Source organism: Ruegeria sp. YTSA226 (assembly GCF_059609905.1).
The window spans coordinates 18792-37476 of sequence record NZ_JBXWMQ010000012.1 but is presented as its reverse complement, the minus strand read 5'-3'; the positions used below and the strand labels follow the sequence as shown (position 1 = coordinate 37476).

Here is an 18685-nt window from a genome sequence, read left to right as displayed (position 1 = left end):
GGCAGACTGGACGCACGCAATGAAAAAGATCGGCATTCTGGGCGGCGTGGGCTGGGCCTCGACCGTTGATTATTACCGGGCGATTGCCGAAGGCTCGGGGCGGTTTTTCGCCCAGCGCGGACATGGATCCCCTCTGCCCATCCCACCCATGACCATCGAGTCCGTGACCCAGGCTAAAACCCGTGCCCTGCGTGGCGTCGCGGGCGATGAGGCCAGTTGGGCCGGATTTGATGCTGTATTTCGGGAAGCTTTGTTAACTCTTGAAGCCTCTGGCTGTGACTTTGGGATTATCGCCTCGAACACACCCCACGCGCGGCTGCATGCAATCCGACAGGGCGTTACGATGCCCATTCTCAGCATCTTCGATGCAACCGCCGAGGTTACGGCCTCGACAGACGCCACGCGCGCGCTGGTTCTGGGCACCACGGTAACGATGCAGGCGACGCACTATGCCAACAAGCTGGGCGAGATTGGCATCAGCGCAAACGCCCGCCTGCCCGAAAGCGAAATTGCAAAGATGCAAGCGATGATCGACGGTGATTTCTACGGCGGCGCGTCAGATAGCGCCCGTGCGCGCCTGCTGGCCTTTTGTAACCGGCATGCCGAACACGGAACCGCAATCCTTCTGGCCTGTACGGAACTGCCGCTGGCATTTCCCGATCATCTGGACGACCCTGTGTTCGAGGCTGACGGGCATCTGTTCATCAACCCGTCCGCTGCACATGTGGCCGCGGCCCTGGAGGAGGCGTTAGTGCCCTGATCAGGGCAGCCAGTTCACCGCGCATGTAATCCGATCGAAGAAGGCCATCAAATCAGCGCGCGATATGGCAACTGTGCGGTCGTTGACCAAGGGATGCATGTTGATCACATCGACCTGTTGTGCGGCAGCATCCATGTAAAAGCGTACATCATTCTGCACCCCGTTGATCATCGCCAGCGGGCTGACAGCCCCAGGGCGGATGCCGAGGTTTTGCAACAGCCGATCCGCCGAGCCAAAGGACAGGCTGCCGACACCCAGCTCGGCGCCCAGCGCCTTGAGGTCGATGTCGCGGCTCTGTTCCAGCGTCACCAGATAGTTCCGCTTTTTCTTATCGCGCAGATAGAGGTTCTTGAGGCGCAGGGTACGCTCACCCGGCACAAGAAACTGATCTTCGACGCCTTTCGCATCCTCAACCGTGCGCAGCGGGATGTGGGTATGCAGCCTATAGGTCAGGCCCCACGCATCCAGCTGCGCCAACAGCCCATCGGAACTGAGCGGCAATGTGTCTTGAAAAGCGGATGATGCGTCCATGGGAACCTCCTGTCTACCTCGCTCATCGCCCAACACGGGCACGATTTCAAGCCGAGACAAACCGCAAAACGGGTGCTAGCGTGCCGCCATGAAAGTGACGCGCAATTCCTCTAACCAGTTGATCCTTTCCGATACCCCTTGGTTTATCGGCATCATGCTGGTCTTCTTCATTCTGGCATTTGTCGGCGCAGGCCTGTTCTTGGCCAGCGAAGGCGGTGAGGGCATCTTGTTCGGCATCTTCTTTGCACTGTTCGGCGGCGGAATGGGCGTCGGCGCATTCTGCGCATTTGTGCGCCGTGTTCAGGTCATCCTGGACCGAAGCCAAGATCGCATCATGATCCGCAGGCAGTCGGTCTTTGGCTATGAGACTGTCGAGCATGTGCTTTCAAACCTATCCCATGCGGAGATTGAAAGCACGATATCTAGAAGCGACAAGGGGTCATCCACCCTCTATCGCCCTGTGCTAATATTGGACAAGGGGATGAGCGCGGGACGTCATCCCATCGTCGAAGCGTTCTCGAACGGTCGTGGTGCGCATCGGCTGGTTGATGCGGTCAATAACTGGCTTCCTGCGCGCAAGGTTGACACCGCTAGCCGTTCAGCTTAAATCCCTGCCTAACATCCGGAAGCCTCAGATCTTCCGGTCCCTTGAGTCGTTCAGGGATCGCCCCCCACCAGCGAGTTTCGCCCGTGGGGGCATTTCCTTTTGGCAGGCTTGCACTTTTATCCGTGCGTGCGAGGGAAATTGCGAATTTAACCGGTGCTTCCTAGTTAGGTGGTGCCACATCAAAACCGGCTAAGGAGGCCGCAGGCATGTTTGAAAATCTATCCGAACGCCTCTCTGGCGTCTTTGACCGGCTGACCAAACAGGGTGCGCTGTCTGAAGAGGACGTCAAGACCGCCCTGCGCGAAGTACGGGTTGCCTTGCTTGAGGCTGACGTCTCGCTGCCGGTCGCGCGTGAGTTCGTCAAGAAGGTGCAGGACCAAGCCACCGGTCAGGCTGTTACCAAGTCGATCACCCCGGGCCAGCAGGTCGTCAAGATCGTGCATGACACGCTGGTTGACGTGCTGCGCGGTGAGGAAGATCCCGGTGCGCTCAAGATCGACAACCCGCCTGCCCCGATCCTGATGGTCGGTTTGCAGGGTTCGGGTAAGACGACAACCACCGGTAAGCTGGCCAAACGCCTGAAAGAGAAAGAGGGCAAGAAGGTCCTGATGGCCTCGCTGGATGTTTATCGCCCGGCGGCGATGGATCAGCTGGCCGTTCTGGGCACGCAGGTCGGCGTCGATACGCTGCCGATTGTTCCCGGCCAGAAGCCCGTCGACATCGCCAAACGCGCCAAGCAGCAAGCGACGCTGGGTGGCTATGACGTCTATATGCTCGATACCGCGGGCCGTCTGCACATCGACGAAGTGCTGATGAACGAGGTCGAGCAGGTTCGCAACGCGGTCGACCCGCGGGAAACCCTGCTGGTCGTCGACGGTCTGACCGGTCAGGTCGCCGTTGAGGTCGCCGAGGAATTCGAAGCCAAGGTCGGTATCTCGGGCGTGGTTCTGACCCGGATGGATGGCGACGGGCGTGGCGGTGCAGCGCTGTCGATGCGCGCGGTCACCGGCAAACCGATCCGCTTTGTGGGATTGGGCGAAAAGATGGACGCGCTTGAGACGTTCGAGCCGGACCGGATTGCAGGACGTATTCTGGGAATGGGCGACATCGTGGCCCTGGTCGAAAAGGCCCAGGAAACGATGGAGATCGAACAGACCGAGCGCATGATGAAGCGCATGGTCAAAGGTCAGTTCAACATGAACGACCTGAAGATGCAGCTGGAACAGATGATCCAGATGGGCGGCATGCAAGGCATGATGGGCATGATGCCCGGCATGGGCAAGATGGCCAAACAAGTCGAAGAATCGGGCATGGATGACAAGGTGCTCAAGCGCCAGATCGCCTTGATCCAATCCATGACCAAGCGTGAACGCGCCAACCCGCAACTGCTGCAAGCCAGCCGCAAGAAACGTATCGCGGCGGGTTCGGGTATGGAGGTCAGCGACCTCAACAAGCTGCTCAAAATGCACCGGCAGATGTCGGACATGATGAAGAAGATGGGCAAGATGGGCAAAGGCAAGATGCTGAAACAGGCCATGAAGGGCATGTTTGGCAAAGGCGGCCCCTCGCCAGAAGACATGGCGGCAGGCATGGACCCCAAGGCGCTGGAGCAGGCGGCCAAAGCGATGGGTGGCAAGATGCCCGGAATGGGCGGAGGCATGGCCCTGCCCCCGGGCCTCAGCGGATTTGGCAAAAAGAAGTAAATGACCGCCGCTGCACCTCATATCCCCCGGCTTGAAACCGAACGCCTGATCCTGCGCGCCCCGTGCGAGGACGATTTCAGCGCACTGGAAGCATTCTTTGCCAGCGACGCATCGAAATTCGTCGGCGGTCCCAAGCGTGCGGATGAGACATGGCGGACACTTGCCCTACTGCTGGGTCACTGGACCCTTCGCGGCTATGGGTATTGGGCGGTAGAGGAAAAAGGCGCCGGCAAATACATCGGCCATGTAGGGCTGTGGTTTCCGCATAGCTGGCCTGAGCCGGAAATCGGCTGGACACTGATGAGCAGCGCAATAGGCAAAGGATACGCGACCGAGGCGGCGCTCACCGCACGGACATATGCCTATGACGTACTGGGCTGGGATACTGCTATTTCTCTGATCGACCCCGACAATCTGGCGAGCAGAGCCGTGGCCGAACGATTGGGTGCGCGGTTTGACAGCATCTATAAACACCCGGCCTATGGCGAGATGCAGGTTTGGCGGCACCCGGCTCCATCAGACCTTGAGAACGGTGGAGTGGAGGCATACGCATGACGACGTTCTCCATCCCGATCATCGAAACTGAACGCCTTGTTCTGCGGGCCCCGCATGTGGATGACCTGCCTGAGTTGACTGCCTTCTATGCATCCGAGCGCAGCCATATGGTTGGCGGTCCGCGGGATCATGTGGGCAGCTGGAGCTCTCTGGCAACACGTCTGGGTCACTGGGCGCTGAAAGGCTACGGCCTTTGGCATCTGGCCGAGAAATCCAGCGGTCGCTTTGTTGGCGGGGTTGGCATCATTGATGTACCTGGCTGGGACGAACCCGAACTCGGCTGGACCCTGATGGAAGGGGCGGAAGGCAAAGGTCTGGCTTTCGAGGCAGCCCTTGCAGCTCGCGACTATGCTGCACGCCAACAGGGTTTGAATGGCGTCATCAGCTATATCGCGCATGAAAACACGCGCTCTCGTGCCTTGGCCGAGCGTATGGGGGCCAGCTTCGAGCGCGAAGGCGAAGTGATGGGCAAGCCCTGCCAGGTCTGGCGCCATCCCACGCTCGATTTATCCGAACCTGCTTTGACCACCGAAAGGACCGGCCAATGACCAATCCCGTGACTCAGGCTGCCGCGTTGCTCAAGGACCACCGCGAAAGCATCGATCGCTTGGACGCGATTCTGGTTTACACACTGGGCGAGCGGTTCAAGCACACACAAGCCGTTGGCAAACTGAAAGCGGCACACGACCTTCCCCCGTCCGATCCCACGCGCGAAGCTGCGCAGATCGCACGGTTAGAAGACCTGGCGAAAGAGGCCGATCTTGACCCCGATTTCGCCAAGGCTTTTCTGAATTTCATCATTCAGGAAGTCATCCGACACCATAAGAAACACCAGAATTGACCGGGCCGTTCCCGGCACACGCCATCTAAAGGAGATACCACCATGGCAATGAAAATTCGTCTCGCCCGCGGCGGCTCGAAAAAGCGTCCCTTCTACCGCATCGTGGCTGCCGACAGCCGCATGCCGCGCGACGGCCGTTTCATCGAAAAGCTGGGCACCTACAACCCGCTGCTGCCGAAAGACAACGAAGAGCGCGTTAAAATGGACATGGAGCGCATCCAGTACTGGCTGGACCAGGGCGCCCAGCCCACCGACCGGATCGCCCGCATGCTGGAAGCAGCCGGCGCCAAGGAAAAAGCTGAGCGTAGCAACCCCAACAAGGGTACCCCGGGCAAGAAAGCTCAGGAGCGCGCGGAAGAAAAAGCTGCAAAGGCCGCTGAAGCTGCCGAAGCTGCTGCTGCGCCTGCTGAAGAAGCAGCAGCAGAAGAGTAAGCAGGGCGGCGCGTGCGGGATCAGACCTTTACCGACGATTTTCGCGCGCAGTTCGATCTGTTGTTGCGGCTCCGGCGCGATGTGCGCCGGTTTCGCGACGATGCTGTGGACGAGGCAGTGCTGACGCGCTGCCTCGACGCATTTCGACTGGCGCCGTCTGTTGGGCTCAGCGAGCCTTGGCGTGTGGTCCGAGTCGAAAGTACCCCCGCGCGTGAGGCTGCGCTTAAGAACTTTCAGGCGGCGAATGCCCAGGCCCTAAAGGGATACTCGGGCGACAATGCGCGGCTCTACAGTCAGCTGAAACTGACGGGAATGCAGGAAGCACCGGTGCAGCTGGCCGTGTTCTGCGACGATTCCACCGACAAGGGGCGCGGTTTGGGTGCAGGTTCGATGCCCGAGATGCGGCGCTATTCCGTGGTCTCGGCAGTCACCCTGTTCTGGCTTGCCTTGCGGACCGAAGGGATGGGGTTGGGATGGGTGTCTATTCTGGACCCCGAACGAATGGCGCGTGATCTGAATGTGTCGGATAGCTGGCGGTTGATCGGTTACTTCTGTGTCGGATGGCCCGAAGAGCACTCGGAAACCCCCGAGTTGCAGCAATCTGGCTGGGAATTCCGCGACGACAACCTGCTTGTGGAGGTACGATAGACGTATGTTCGGACTATTACGGCTTCCTATCCTGTTGATGATCGCCTTTATTGTGGGCGTGTTTTTCGAACGCTCGAACCAGCGCGAAGCGTGTGAGGCACGCGGGTTATGGCAAGACGGGCTATGTGTGACGGTGGATGGACCAAATGAATGACCTGATCTGCGTAGGAAGTGTTGCGGGCTCATACGGGGTGCGCGGCGAAGTGCGCCTGAAAAGCTATTGCGCGATCCCTGAGGATATCGAAGCCTATTCGCCGCTGACGGATGAACAGGGCGCGAAACGCTATCCGCTGGTCCTGACTCGTCCGATCAAGAATGGCTTTGCCGCCAGATTGGGCGGAGTTGAAACCAAGGAACAGGCAGATGACCTGAAGGGGCTGCGCCTGTTTGCGCGGCGCGATCAGTTGCCTTCGCTACCTGATGACGAGTTCTACCACACAGATCTAATCGGACTTGCGGTCTATGACACAGGGGGCGCGTTGCTGGGTCAGGTTAAATCTGTCCAGAACCACGGTGCGGCGGACCTGTTGGAATTGCACGGGCCGGGCCTGAATTCCACTGTTTTGCTACCGTTCACACTCGAGTCGGTTCCTACAGTTGATCTGGAACAGGGCCGCATCGTCGCCGACCCGCCCGAAGGGCTGATCTGATGCGTCGGGTCCTGCTGCATCTGGGCCTGCACAAAACTGGCACAACAGCAGCACAATCCTTCCTCTATGAAAATCGCGAGCTGATTTGGCCGCATTTTGCGCTGGTCCTACCGTATCGCACCCGCAATTCCGGCCTGTCCCGCGCGGCCACCAACCATTCCGTCTATGGAACAGTGGGAACCCTCTCCGAGTTTGGCAGTCAGCTGCGCGAATTTCTGGACAGCCTGGATTTCGGCGACAAGCGGGGACTGATCCTGAGCGAAGAAAACTTCGCCGGCCTCAGGCCCAGCCGCAATATCGACCAAGGCTATGCTGCGGCCCCCGATCTGGCTGCCTGTCTGGTGGATTCAATTCGCCAGCGATTTTCAGGGCAAGAGGTTGAGATCACGATATACCTGTCTCTGCGCGAGCGCGGAGGCTGGTTGCGCAGCCTGTGGGCACATGATCTGGAACGGATGCGACAGGTTTTTGACTTTGAAACCTTTCGCGACAACCTGGACCACCTGCCCCCGCTGCAAGACACCGTCATCCGCATCAAGGAAAAGCTGCCTTCCGTCTCTGTTACGACTGAATGGCTGGAAGATTTGCAACTGCGACGGCTTGGACCTGGCGACCCCTTTGCCGAATTTATGGACCTGTCGCGTGAAAAGGCCAACCTTCTGGTGCCTCCGACTCAGGTCAATACCCGGCTCCCCGAAGACGTCCTGTCCGAGTTGCTGGAACTGAACCGTTCGCGCCTGGAAGAAGCGGCTCTGGTTGCGCAAAAGACTGCCGTGATTGAACGCGCGCAGACAGACCTGATTGGTACATCATGACTGATACGTCCCCGAAATCTCATGGTCGCAAGGCGATCCGTCCTACGCTGAAACCGCGCGAACTGCTTACGCCCACGCCCGATTTGCATGGGGTGTGGAAGGCCAAGATCATCACCTTGTTTCCGTCGGCCTTTCCCGGAGTTCTTGGCGAAAGCCTGACTGGAAAAGCCCTGCAAGAAGGGTTGTGGCAGCTGGAAACCGTTGACCTGCGTCAGTTCGGTGTCGGCAAGCATCGCAATGTGGACGACACCCCGGCCGGCGGCGGAGCGGGGATGGTGATGCGCTCTGATGTATTGGGCGAAGCAATCGAGCACACGATGACCGAGGCGCAAGGAAACTGGCCTCTGATCTACCTTAGCCCGCGCGGTCGCCGCATGGACCAGCGCATGATGCAGAACCTCGCGCGCTGTGATGGCATGACCCTGCTATGTGGGCGGTTTGAAGGTGTTGATGAACGGGTGCTGGAGCATTACGGCGTCCAAGAGGTCTCGCTGGGGGATTTCGTGATGACCGGAGGCGAGATTGCCGCGCAAGCGCTGATCGACGCCACGGTGCGTCTGATCCCCGGCGTTCTGGGCAATCAGGCCTCGGCCGAAGAAGAGAGTTTTTCGTCGGGCCTGCTGGAGCACCCCCAGTACACCCGCCCGGCCGAATGGAAAGGCCGCCCAATCCCCGAGATTTTGATGTCAGGCCATCATGGTCGCATCGCCGAATGGCGTCACGATATGTCCGAACAGATCACCCGCGAACGGCGACCCGATCTGTGGGAGGCCTATCTGAGTGAACGGGAAGAGACGTCTGACTGACATCCACCGTGTGACATGAGCCCCGCAGCTGAGCGGTCCCGGTTGCAGAATTATTCGGGGGGGAAAAGCGCGAATGCAGGCTTGATCACTTCGTCGTGGGCGACACCATCGAAACCTATGGGGTGCCCAAAGTCTAAGGGCTACCAGATTTCCAGCGCGCCCAGATTTCCGGTGGCCCGTTGAAGACATTGATATCAACCCTCCCCTGAACACCGGGCACCAGCCCGGTGCCGGTGTATTGCCAGAGCCGCCACACCGCTTTGGGATACACATTTCGCGGATGACCGGCGACCGAACGCAACCAGAACTCAGTCTTGGGCAGCCGCCCGATATTCGTATCACCATAGAAATCCACCGTCGTATAGACGATCGGACGGCGCCCATAGTGGCGTTCGAGGATATCCAGGAACTGTTGAGCCTCGGCCCGGACCGTCGCACCATCGGGGCGCAAGGTGCAGGTCTTAGAATGCGGGGTCCACTCCATGTCCAGCACATGTGGCAGATCCGATCCCTTGGGTACGTTCTGGATGAACCAGCGGGCCTGTTCCCGCGCCGACCGGCAGAAATAGTAGTAATGATATGCCCCCCACGGCACGCCCGCAGCCTGCGCACCTTGCCGATGGCTGGCAAACATGGGGTCGGCGACATCGCCCCCTTCGGTCGCTTTGATAAAGACGAAACTAACGCCGGACTGCTTGGCGGTGCGCCAGTCTATCGCTCCTTGCCAGCGCGATACGTCCAGCCCGTGCACCGGGTAATGCCCCGGATGTCTCCCTTCCCATTCGTGGGGGTCTGCATCTGCAAAGGCTGGGAAGATCACAGAGGGCGGCGTAGCATCTGGAAACGACTGGGCCTCGACCAGTTGCGGCGGCGGGCTGCTGCGACCGCAGGACAGGGTCGCAAAGGCCATGACGGCGAGCATCAATGCGGTGCGCATGATCTAATCCTGTATCAAATGACTGCTCTTATAATTACGTCCAGTTTGCCTGATCAGCCCCGCAAGGCAATGGTTCTGTTTGCGTGCGGCGGAAACCCACCGTTTTCCCCGCCTTGCATGGCGATTTAGGCTTGATCCCTGCCCCCGATGCCCGTAAATGACCGCAATCCGGTGCCGCAACTTCGCGACTCCGGTGTTTTGGTTTGCATCATGTCGTGACGCCTGGCTTTCTTCAGCCACGGCGCGGCGGGCAGGCCAGAGACCAATTGAACATTCGATCTGACCTCTGGCGGGCTGTACGCAGGACCCGGTGAAGACCAAGAGCTCTCAGGCCGTGCCCAAACTTCGTGGACCAACCACGAGCAGATAGGAGAACCTGCGATGGACCTGATCGCACAGCTTGAGGCGGAACAGATTGCCGCCCTGGGGAAAGACATCCCCGATTTCAAAGCCGGTGACACCATTCGTGTCGGCTTTAAAGTGACCGAAGGGTCGCGCACCCGTGTTCAGAACTACGAAGGCGTCTGCATCGCCCGTAAAGGTGGCAACACCATCGCCGGTGCGTTCACCGTGCGTAAGATTTCCTTTGGTGAAGGCGTGGAGCGTGTGTTCCCGCTGTATTCAACCAATATCGACAGCATCACCGTTGTCCGCCGTGGCCGCGTTCGTCGCGCCAAACTGTATTATCTGCGCACTCGTCGCGGTAAATCCGCACGTATCGCAGAGGTCACCAACTACAAGCCCAAAGCTGGCGCCGAAGCGTAAGGAACGGAAAGATGAAAAAAGACATCCATCCCGATTATCACGTCATCGACGTCAAAATGACCGATGGCACCATAGTTCAGATGAAATCCACCTGGGGCTCCGAAGGCGATCAGCTGGCTCTGGAAATCGACCCCTCCGTGCACCCCGCATGGACCGGTGGCGGCGCGCGTCTGATGGACGCCGGTGGCCGTGTGTCGAAGTTCAAAAAGAAATACGAAGGTTTGGGCTTCTAAGCCTGACCCGTTTCGAATGCGAAAGGCCGCCCCTCTGGGCGGCCTTTTTCGTTTTACCCGAAACCTCTGACACCGCCCTGGCAAGAAACGCGTCAGGATCAATCCCTCAGGAATTCTTCGCGCGTGTCAGATCCGCCGCGCTGTGCACCGGGGGCACAGGGCCGCGCAGCAACATCAACCCCAGCGTCACGCCGATCAGCGCCGCAATCGCCGTCACCATCATGGCGCTGTCAAAAGCGTTGTCCTGCAGGTCGCGCAAAGCATTTGACAGAGCACTTCCCGACGTCGGATCCATGCCGGCGATCAGTTGCTGGATTTGACTGGGCGTTCCGTGGGTCAGCGCATGAGCCAGATCTTCACGGGGGGCCGAGCCGGCCGGTAACGCGTCGATCACTTCGGTAAGACCCCGACGAGAGGTGATGGCTTCGGCAAGCCCGCAGACCACAGCCCCCAACGTAGCCCCGAAATAGAGGCAGGCATTGATTACACCTGAGCCTTGCCCCACATGCTCATCAGGCAAAAGCCGCAACCCAAGACGCGGTAGCAGCGAGAAACAGATACCAAGACCAATGCCGACGATCATCAACTTCCACCAGATCTGCGCATATTGAGTGGGAACTGTAATCGTGGTCAGCAACAAAAACCCAGCGGCCATTGCGCCCAGCCCGATCACAACAGGCCATTGAAAGCTGTAGGGCGCAAGAAATCGGGGCGCGATGACCGAGATCGCGAACATGCTTAGGCTCAACGGCATAATCGCAAGCCCAGCCCCGACAGACGTGTATCCGAATGTATCAGGTGATTGGACGAATGTGTTGAAGTAGACGAAAAAACCAAACAGCATAAAGCCGGTAAGGAACATCCCCGCTGCCGCCATGAAATAGCGCGGATGAAGGAAATAGCGCAGCTCGACCAACGGATCTTCACTGCGGCGCGAAGCCAGCACAAGGCCGACCATGGCCAGCATGGCCACACCCAACGGCACCAGCGTCAACGGTGCCTGCCATCCTCCACTTTCCCCATTGCTCAGGGCAAATGACAGCGGCCCCAGAAACAGCACAAGAGCCACAGCGCCGAGATAATCGAACCGGGCACCGGCCAGTCGCGTGTTCGGTACATAGTTCCGCTTTCTCACGGTCAAGCCAATGATAAACGCGGTGGTCAGCAGGATCAGATCGGTGGCGAATACGGCTCTCCAACTGATGTAATGGGCGAATGCGCCGCCAAGGATAGGGCCGATCCCGATCGACAGTCCGACGATGGCGCCCCATGCTCCGGTAACGCTGGCGCGTTTTTCCTCCGGGGTCGCTGCAGTCAACAAGGGCAACGACGTGCCAAACAGCGCTGCGGCCCCTGCCCCCTGCGCCCCACGGCCAAACAGCATCATCGCCCCGTCCTGCGCGAACAAGGCCGAGGCAGAGCCTATGGCAAAAACGATCATGCCAACCAGAAACACGCCCAGCTTGCCCGTGATATCACCCAGCCGACTGATAATCGTCACCAGCGTGGCACTGACCACGGTATAGATGGCCATGACCCATTGCAGGCCCGAAGGCGACAGATCGAACTCATTTTTGAGATCAGGCAGGATGGTCGCGACCGCCGTGGAATTGAAGCCAACAACAACCATGCAAATCGCCGTCATGACCAATACAACGCGTGCGCCAGCATCAGATGAATTCGCTTTTAACATCAAATACGTCCTTAAATACGGGTGGCGGTTTTGGATCGTCACAACGATAGTTTAACAGGAATGTGCAAGCCGCCTAGCTTTAGATCCAGTATGACAGTGCCAGCGGCAAAGCGATGATCGTTGTCAGCGTCGAAACCAGTATGAACCCGGCAACATCGGGGCCGTATTCCGGCACATGCTGGTCTATGAACAAATAGGTCGCCACCGATGACGGCATCAAACAGCACAGGATCACCGCGCCGCGCTCAGCGCCTGTAAAGCCGAAGGTCCAGACCAACCCGCTGGCGATTGCAACTGCCATCACCAGGTGCAAAGCGGTCAGCGTCACCGCACGCCCAAGGCGGTTGACCCGAAGGCTGGCCAATGTGTGGCCCAATGTCAGCAGCATCAGCGGGATGGAAAGCCCACCCAGGATATCGAATGACTTCGCAACAGGCTGAGGCAGGCTATAGCCGCTGGCCATCAGCACCAGCGATAGGACCACCGCATATATGATCGGCGAGGTGGCGAGCTTTCTGGGCGAAAACTCTTTGGCTGGTATCCACATCCCTACAGTGAAGATGCTGACAAGAACGACCACTACAAAAGCCATCGTATAGGCCATCCCCGCATCGCCTAACGCAAGCAAGGTGATTGGCAATCCGATATTGCCCACATTCCCATGCATCAGAGGCGTCAGAAAGGCCCGCGCCGGCAGACGCATAACCTTCAGCGCCGCAAATCCCAGAACACCAAACCCGGCAATCGCCAAAACCGCAGCGGCCATCACGTCCAGAAACGTTCCAACAGCGATCTTTGTGGCCGACAGATGCGAGATGATCAGTGTGGGATATCCAACCCGCGAAACGATCGCGCCAATGACCTTGTTGTCAAAGGGCGTTTTGGTCAACGCCAGTGCATACCCAGCCCCGGCACAGATCAGCACCGGCAACACCACATTCAGTACGTTCAGAAACAGATGCTCCAAGCCATGTCTTTCTCACAGTCCTTAAGCCTGGAGATTGAAACATAGTCCCGGCTTTCGCAAGTCAGCGGCCTATGGGCAGGCTGAGATTTCCGCAACAGGGGCTTTTTATGCAGCCCTACTTTGTTTCGGGTTCTTCCCTTCCCGCTTTCCACAACATATAGTGGCCTGCAACAACGTGTACGCAAACACGGTGAGACTTGGGAATACAGGCATGGCACATATTATCGTAGTGGGGAACGAGAAGGGCGGCGCGGGCAAATCGACTGTGTCGATGCATGTGGCCACCGCACTCGCCCGCCTGGGTCACAAGGTCAGCACCCTGGATCTGGACCTGCGGCAACGTAGCTTGGGACGGTATTTCGAGAACAGGAATAGCTTTCTGAAGAGCGCGGACCTGACCCTTCCCAGCCCCCGCCACCATGACCTGCCCGAAATTGACGCAAGCACGCTGAAACCCGGCGAGAACATCTATGACCACCGCCTGTCAGCTGCCGTGTCCGAGCTGGAAAGCGATAGCGATTTCATCCTGATCGACTGCCCCGGCTCTCATACCCGTCTCAGCCAGGTGGCGCATTCGCTGGCTGATACGCTGATCACTCCGCTGAACGACAGTTTTATCGATTTTGACCTGCTGGCACGCATCGATTCAAAGGGTGAGAAAATTCTGGGTCCGTCGGTCTATTCCGAGATGGTCTGGAACGCACGCCAGCTGCGCGCGCAAGCCGGCCTGAAGCCCATCGACTGGGTCGTAGTGCGCAACCGCGTCGGCACCCAACGCATGGTCAACAAGGAAAAGATGCAGCGCGCGATCGAGATGCTGTCGCAGCGGATCGGCTTCCGGGTTGCCTCGGGCTTTTCCGAACGTGTTATTTTCCGAGAGCTGTTCCCGCGCGGGCTGACCCTATTGGACCTCAAGGATATCGGGATCAAACAGCTGAACATTTCGAACATTGCAGCACGTCAGGAATTGCGCGACATGATGAAAGAGCTGAACCTGCCGGGTGTTGAGATCGATTTTTAGAGGCTTTTTACGACGGGTAGACGGACTATACTGCCGCTCACCTGGAAAAACGAAAGTCCGTTTCTGGCAATCGTTTTAGCTTCAGAGCCCTTGTTGGGCCTAAGCTATCACTGCTTTCCAATACTCAGGGTAAACTCGAACGAAACCAAATCCATCGACAGTCAAATTTGCTTCGTATCCACTATTGATCGAAGTGTACCTATAGGTATTCTCGTTCAGCCGCTCATATCGTTGCTTCAGCGGTTTGAATGTCCAGGTTTCATCATCCAACCAAACAGCAGTGAACTCTGCCTGATCTCCAATCCCTAGCTGGAGTCGCTTGATCGCATTCGTGTTCGTGGCCGGTGTAAACCCAAGATCGATGTCGAGCAATTCATCAACAGCATCCACAACTTTGTCATTCGAGGTCCATGTACCATCGTCTTGCTTCACTAAAACAAGATCAACCCTATCTGCCCCAATCCAACGCTGTACGGTGGCGGCGCTACACTCCCATTCGTCATTACAGGTCCCGGAATAAGCTATTCTGACAGGAGAATTTTCAACTACGTAGACAGCCATGCCCGAGATTACGCGAGACGTTCCGTTACGGTTAACCGAACAGGCTTCTGTGCCCACGACATCAATCCGTCGCCACATTGTACTTCGCATCATCGCCTCAACCATCGCTATTGCTTTGCTTGCCCCATAGCGGACATTCATGCGTGTTTCAGCATAGGTCAATCAGGGCTCTCTCCAGCCGTTCTCGGCGGCGTGCATGAACGGCTGGGTCAGTGTTGTCAGAAGTCGAACGAGCTAACCGCTGTTCCTTGCGATGATGAAAGCAGTCGAACCCGTTTCGGGACGCCACTTTTGTTCAATTTCGAACCCATGAGCTTGCATACGCTCTACAAGGATTTCTTGCGTCAGGACGCGGATCTTGGGCAATAGGCCGATGGTCCCGAGAGCTGGTATGACGTACTTCTCGAGACCTTCCAGGCAGACCGTCGAGCTGAAGAACAGGCCACCTTCCTTCAAGGAACTGCGAACACGATCCAGTGTCGCATCAAGATCCAGTACCAAGTGCAGGATCGACATAGCCAGTACGGCATCATACTGTTGACCCTTCGCTGGAGTAGGCCAGCACTCGAACGCGCTGACTTCAAAGTTGATGTTCTTGCTGCCCTGCGCGTCGGCTTTTTCCCGGGCGATTGAGATCATTTCGGATGAATAGTCGATGGCGTCGATATGGGCGACTTTTGGGGCGTGAATGAGCGCTGTCGTACCTGTGCCACAACCAAATTCCAGGACACGATCTTGGGGGGACAGGTGTCTTGCAGTGATGTCCAGTTTGTATTCATACGCGGCTTGGTTTTGGACCGGACGGCGGGCATAGGATCTCGCCATCAGATTCCAGAACCGGGTGGGTTTGATGAACATATCTAATCCTTTGGTAGGGTGCAGCAGACGCGATGATTTAGCTGGCGTCTTGGATGTCGAAGACTTTTTCGAGGGGCTTGTCGAATACACGAGAAATCAAGATCGCCAGTTCGAGCGTTGGTGAATACTTGGCGTTTTCAATGGCAACGATGGTTTGTCGGGTGACTCCAACCTTTTCGGCGAGTTCTTTTTGCGTCATTTCATCTGCGTCAAAGCGTAGACGTCTAATGTTGTTGGAGATCCTGAGCTTGCCCATGGATCAATACCCCCGCCGATAGCTAGCAAATTTGACAATATCTGCTGACAGGGATCCGAAAGCCATTCCGAAATAGATGATGTTGAAGCCGGTGAGCGCTGATGCGTTGAGAGCCATGGCGACGACAGCTGAGACAAAACCCGCACCCGCGAAGATAATGATGGCGTAGCTGCCACGGCGCTCGAACATCTTGTCACGTTCATCAACGACGAAGCTGGGTTTGGGTTCGTGTGTAACAATCGCAAACCCAATGTTGAACAGTATGGTGCCGATGATGGTGGCCACGACGCCCAAGGGGATCAGCCAGATCACCATGCGGGCCCAGTTGTTTACAGCGTCTGGGCCATCAAACAATCCAGAGGCATTCATATCCAGAAGCCGTGAAACAACAAATGCACTAACGGCGAGGTTCACGAAGATCGAGACGACCGTATTGCGATCTTGGTAGGTCATTTCTGAAATCCCTTTTGGACAGAACACTTCTAATGAGTCGATTATTGCTTACTACTTGTATGAAATATTATACACAATGTCTAAAATAATGTACTTCACTATCGAAGCGTATTTGTAGCTTGTGCTCGATGATGGGAATCTACGACTCCAACTGGAGTGCTGCGCGTTTGCGACTGGCCCAAAGGTTGTGTCGCCAACTTTTCGAAGACTAGAACCAGCGTTATGCTAGACCCAATTATCCTGCGATCTCAGCAAACATCCGAAAGCCAGAGGTTGTATTACTAGAGAATTGTTTCTTCCGGATCATGTTGACTACCTCAATGCCATCCAGTGTGGCTGAAGCTGATCTAAATGGCTTGAACCCACACATGTGCCGTACGCGTCATTTAAAGTTTGCGACACAACCCCTTCGCTTCAGCAGCGGCAACTTTGGACGATATCGAAGTCCCTCACATAATCCGCAAGGGGCAATTCACACCCGGATTCTGTCCGTTTCGGCAGTTCGCCGAGCTCGCGGCCTAACTCACGAGCGATTGCTGAAACCGCTCGGCAGGTTCAGAACTTTGCAACAGAACCGTTCGAGTGCCCGAAATAGTTAAGAATCACCTGGGTCAAAGGCTGCGAATGCGTGGCAAGAAAGGTATGAGGTTCGTTCTGGGAAATCTCAGGGAAAACCTGAGCCCCTAAAATCACGACTCAATTCGACGTTGAATCGCGTCAGCTTCGGATACAAGCTAAGAAAGAGCGCCAACTGTGGTCAGAATCTGCCTCAAACGTGTCCATAAGTGGGGGGAAGCAAGGCAATTTTATGTATCCCCGCTGCAGCCTTGACTAAACTTCCCGGGTACCGCTACGTCATTAAGAAATTATGAAGGTTGTATCAGTTTTTGCGAAACAACCTTGAGTAAAACGAGAATCAATAATCAGAAGTTTGAGGTTAGGAAAATGTTAAATCGGGTCCTGAAAACTACCTCTGGTGCGTTGATGTTGTCCGTCGCGACCATGGCAAACGCTGAAACTGTTCAGTTGAACAGTTTAGACGGCGGAATGACTCTGACCGGAGAGCTAATAGATTTTGATGGCGCCAATTACGAACTCCGAACGGTGGTTGGTACAATCACGGTTGACGCTTTCAAAGTTGAATGCATAGGCGAAGCCTGCCCCAGTCGGAACGAAGGTCCAGTCGAATATGGCATTTCAGGTTCTTCTCGCCTGGTCGATGTCTTATTCGCTGATCTTACGACGCAATTCGGTGAGGAGATTGGCGGCACTGCTTTGCGCTCTGAGGAAGAAGGTGTCGATAAGCTACTGCTCCGTAACGAGCTAGGCGAGTTTTTGGCCGAAGTCTCCTTGATGGGTGGTGACTCCGCAGACGGGATCAAACAACTGGTCGATGGGAACTCAGCACTGGCCGTGACCACACGCCCTGCTCAACCCGACGAGCTGGCGAGCGCATCGCAGGCTGGACTCGGGGATATCACCATGAGTGAAAACGAGAAAATTTTTGCGCTGGACGGTCTAGTTGTTATTACATCGCAAAGTAACCAACTGCGGGCAGTCGCCGAACAGGATCTAGCGCGGATATTTTCTGGAGCCATTTCCAACTGGAGCCAGATTGGTGGGCCCGATGCCCCGATCCAGCTTTACATGCGAGCGCCTGAAAGCGGAACTGCGTTGGTTTTCAATGACCTGATCATGAACCCCGTGGGCGCAACATACGCGAGCGATACAAGCTTTTTCGAAACAGACACGGAATTGGCTGCAGCAGTTGCTTCTGATCCGCTTGGCATCGGAATTATCAGCCTCGCAAGTGCTGATGAGGCCAAGGTTCTTGCAATTCGCGGTGTTTGTGGAATTCAGGTTCCAGCGACACCTTTCACCATCAAGACAGAAGAATACCCGCTTAGCCGACGCTTGTATGCATATACCGGCAAAACTGCGCCAGCACAGTTGAACCGCTTCATGCAATTCCTCGAAAGCGAAAAGGCGCAAGAGACAATTGATGCTTCGGGCTTTGTGTCACTTGGGGAATCCCTGCAAGGCCCCAATGAGCAGGGACTACGCTATCTTGGCGCAGTTATGCCAACCGATGCAGAGGTTACTCTGAAACAGTTGCAGGAAATGTCGGCTGAGCTGTCCGGTGCCGACCGTAGTTCTATAACCTTTCGGTTTGCATTCGGATCCTCTCGCCTGGATACGCGGGCACAGGACGACATAAGGCGCCTTGCTTCGTTGCTTGCCAAGGAAGAAACCACAAACAAAGAACTTCTTTTGATCGGATACACAGACTCTGTCGGCGCTGGGGGATCCAACCGGTCACTCAGTCAGCAGCGTGCCAAACAAGTTAGCAATGCGTTGCTACAAGCAGCGCCTACCAACAGCCTGGACGGGTTAACCATCCGAACTCTGGGTTATGGTGAGATCTCGCCGCTAAGTTGCAACGACACTGAGAATGGTCGCCGTATCAACCGCCGAGTGGAAGTCTGGTTGCGAGACGTTGTCACCACATCCCAGTAGCGAAGCGCCAACTCAGCTTCGGAACGGGAATACAACGGTCAGTGACCAAGACGATAATTCAATGGAGTAACGTCGT

Annotated in this window: 24 protein-coding genes and 1 pseudogene; 17 read left to right on the top strand and 8 right to left on the bottom strand. The window is 56.6% G+C overall.

Going from position 1 to position 18685, the window contains the following annotated elements; translation table 11 throughout:
• Positions 1-19: 19 nt before the first annotated feature.
• A complete protein-coding gene (locus AC2FFF_RS14555; RefSeq protein ID WP_281973546.1) occupies positions 20-760 on the top strand; it encodes an aspartate/glutamate racemase family protein in 741 nt (246 codons plus the stop codon).
• Here AC2FFF_RS14555 and AC2FFF_RS14550 read toward each other — a convergent pair whose 3' ends face one another.
• Entirely contained in the window at positions 761-1291 is a 531-nt protein-coding gene (locus tag AC2FFF_RS14550; RefSeq protein WP_271951446.1) for a prolyl-tRNA synthetase associated domain-containing protein, read from the bottom strand. It abuts the gene before it with no gap.
• Between the two features lie 88 nt (positions 1292-1379).
• Here AC2FFF_RS14550 and AC2FFF_RS14545 point away from each other — a divergent pair, with 88 nt between their 5' ends.
• The 11 genes from AC2FFF_RS14545 to trmD all read left to right on the top strand — a co-directional run bounded on the left by AC2FFF_RS14545 (position 1380) and on the right by trmD (position 8348).
• Positions 1380-1898, top strand: a complete 519-nt coding sequence (locus tag AC2FFF_RS14545; RefSeq protein ID WP_281973524.1) for a hypothetical protein — start codon at positions 1380-1382, stop codon at positions 1896-1898.
• A 206-nt stretch (positions 1899-2104) separates the two neighbouring features.
• The gene (gene ffh / locus AC2FFF_RS14540; protein WP_281973525.1) at positions 2105-3601 is read left to right on the top strand and encodes a signal recognition particle protein; all 1497 of its coding nucleotides are present in this window, start codon (positions 2105-2107) and stop codon (positions 3599-3601) included.
• On the top strand, positions 3602-4156 hold the full coding sequence (locus AC2FFF_RS14535) for a GNAT family N-acetyltransferase (protein WP_281973526.1): 555 nt from the start codon (positions 3602-3604) through the stop codon (positions 4154-4156).
• Positions 4153-4704, top strand: a complete 552-nt coding sequence (locus AC2FFF_RS14530; RefSeq protein ID WP_281973527.1) for a GNAT family N-acetyltransferase — start codon at positions 4153-4155, stop codon at positions 4702-4704. The genes AC2FFF_RS14535 and AC2FFF_RS14530 overlap by 4 nt, the downstream gene beginning before the upstream one ends.
• Positions 4701-4997, top strand: coding sequence for a chorismate mutase (locus AC2FFF_RS14525; protein ID WP_142639150.1), 297 nt, complete (start codon positions 4701-4703; stop codon positions 4995-4997). The genes AC2FFF_RS14530 and AC2FFF_RS14525 overlap by 4 nt, the downstream gene beginning before the upstream one ends.
• Positions 4998-5039: 42 nt before the next feature.
• Complete coding sequence (rpsP, locus tag AC2FFF_RS14520; RefSeq protein ID WP_142639148.1) at positions 5040-5429, top strand: 30S ribosomal protein S16; 390 nt, start codon at positions 5040-5042, stop codon at positions 5427-5429.
• A gap of 12 nt (positions 5430-5441) precedes the next feature.
• The gene (gene bluB / locus AC2FFF_RS14515; protein ID WP_281973528.1) at positions 5442-6077 is read left to right on the top strand and encodes a 5,6-dimethylbenzimidazole synthase; all 636 of its coding nucleotides are present in this window, start codon (positions 5442-5444) and stop codon (positions 6075-6077) included.
• Between the two features lie 4 nt (positions 6078-6081).
• The gene (locus AC2FFF_RS14510; RefSeq protein WP_185956731.1) at positions 6082-6231 is read left to right on the top strand and encodes a hypothetical protein; all 150 of its coding nucleotides are present in this window, start codon (positions 6082-6084) and stop codon (positions 6229-6231) included.
• Complete coding sequence (gene rimM / locus AC2FFF_RS14505) at positions 6224-6727, top strand: ribosome maturation factor RimM (protein WP_281973529.1); 504 nt, start codon at positions 6224-6226, stop codon at positions 6725-6727. The genes AC2FFF_RS14510 and rimM overlap by 8 nt, the downstream gene beginning before the upstream one ends.
• Positions 6727-7542 carry a hypothetical protein gene (locus tag AC2FFF_RS14500; protein WP_281973530.1) on the top strand — a complete coding sequence of 272 codons (816 nt, stop codon included), beginning with the start codon at positions 6727-6729 and terminating at the stop codon, positions 7540-7542. The genes rimM and AC2FFF_RS14500 overlap by 1 nt, the downstream gene beginning before the upstream one ends.
• A complete protein-coding gene (gene trmD, locus AC2FFF_RS14495; RefSeq protein WP_281973531.1) occupies positions 7539-8348 on the top strand; it encodes a tRNA (guanosine(37)-N1)-methyltransferase TrmD in 810 nt (269 codons plus the stop codon). Before AC2FFF_RS14500 ends, trmD begins: the two co-directional genes overlap by 4 nt.
• A 133-nt stretch (positions 8349-8481) precedes the next feature.
• Here the strand turns inward: trmD and AC2FFF_RS14490 are convergent, their stop codons facing one another.
• The gene (locus tag AC2FFF_RS14490) at positions 8482-9285 is read right to left on the bottom strand and encodes a glycoside hydrolase family 25 protein (protein ID WP_142639140.1); all 804 of its coding nucleotides are present in this window, start codon (positions 9283-9285) and stop codon (positions 8482-8484) included.
• A gap of 381 nt (positions 9286-9666) precedes the next feature.
• Between AC2FFF_RS14490 and rplS the strand changes: the two genes are divergently transcribed.
• Both rplS and rpmE read left to right on the top strand, forming a co-directional pair.
• Complete coding sequence (rplS, locus tag AC2FFF_RS14485) at positions 9667-10050, top strand: 50S ribosomal protein L19 (protein ID WP_142639138.1); 384 nt, start codon at positions 9667-9669, stop codon at positions 10048-10050.
• An 11-nt stretch (positions 10051-10061) separates the two neighbouring features.
• On the top strand, positions 10062-10283 hold the full coding sequence (rpmE, locus tag AC2FFF_RS14480) for a 50S ribosomal protein L31 (protein WP_142639136.1): 222 nt from the start codon (positions 10062-10064) through the stop codon (positions 10281-10283).
• Positions 10284-10389: 106 nt separating this feature from the next.
• Here the strand turns inward: rpmE and AC2FFF_RS14475 are convergent, their stop codons facing one another.
• Both AC2FFF_RS14475 and AC2FFF_RS14470 read right to left on the bottom strand, forming a co-directional pair.
• Entirely contained in the window at positions 10390-11976 is a 1587-nt protein-coding gene (locus AC2FFF_RS14475; protein WP_281973532.1) for an MFS transporter, read from the bottom strand.
• 79 nt (positions 11977-12055) lie between these two features.
• Positions 12056-12943: an AEC family transporter gene (locus tag AC2FFF_RS14470; protein WP_281973533.1), complete on the bottom strand. Its 888-nt coding sequence runs from the start codon at positions 12941-12943 to the stop codon at positions 12056-12058.
• Positions 12944-13154: 211 nt separating this feature from the next.
• Here AC2FFF_RS14470 and AC2FFF_RS14465 point away from each other — a divergent pair, with 211 nt between their 5' ends.
• Complete coding sequence (locus AC2FFF_RS14465; RefSeq protein ID WP_142639130.1) at positions 13155-13964, top strand: division plane positioning ATPase MipZ; 810 nt, start codon at positions 13155-13157, stop codon at positions 13962-13964.
• A 99-nt stretch (positions 13965-14063) separates the two neighbouring features.
• Here AC2FFF_RS14465 and AC2FFF_RS14460 read toward each other — a convergent pair whose 3' ends face one another.
• From AC2FFF_RS14460 to AC2FFF_RS14445, 4 genes are all read right to left on the bottom strand, one after another.
• Positions 14064-14687 carry a putative glycolipid-binding domain-containing protein gene (locus AC2FFF_RS14460; RefSeq protein WP_281973534.1) on the bottom strand — a complete coding sequence of 208 codons (624 nt, stop codon included), beginning with the start codon at positions 14685-14687 and terminating at the stop codon, positions 14064-14066.
• A 72-nt stretch (positions 14688-14759) separates the two neighbouring features.
• Positions 14760-15383 carry a class I SAM-dependent methyltransferase gene (locus AC2FFF_RS14455; RefSeq protein WP_281973535.1) on the bottom strand — a complete coding sequence of 208 codons (624 nt, stop codon included), beginning with the start codon at positions 15381-15383 and terminating at the stop codon, positions 14760-14762.
• A gap of 37 nt (positions 15384-15420) precedes the next feature.
• Positions 15421-15639, bottom strand: a complete 219-nt coding sequence (locus tag AC2FFF_RS14450) for a helix-turn-helix transcriptional regulator (protein ID WP_425595609.1) — start codon at positions 15637-15639, stop codon at positions 15421-15423.
• 3 nt (positions 15640-15642) lie between these two features.
• Positions 15643-16092: a hypothetical protein gene (locus tag AC2FFF_RS14445; RefSeq protein ID WP_271951474.1), complete on the bottom strand. Its 450-nt coding sequence runs from the start codon at positions 16090-16092 to the stop codon at positions 15643-15645.
• 408 nt (positions 16093-16500) lie between these two features.
• Between AC2FFF_RS14445 and AC2FFF_RS14440 the strand changes: the two are divergent.
• Together AC2FFF_RS14440 and AC2FFF_RS14435 are read left to right on the top strand one after the other, a co-directional pair.
• Positions 16501-16614: pseudogene (locus tag AC2FFF_RS14440) on the top strand (IS6 family transposase); the annotation flags it as partial.
• 378 nt (positions 16615-16992) lie between these two features.
• A complete protein-coding gene (locus AC2FFF_RS14435; RefSeq protein ID WP_496882982.1) occupies positions 16993-18609 on the top strand; it encodes a phosphate ABC transporter substrate-binding/OmpA family protein in 1617 nt (538 codons plus the stop codon).
• The last annotated feature ends 76 nt before the right edge of the window (positions 18610-18685 follow it).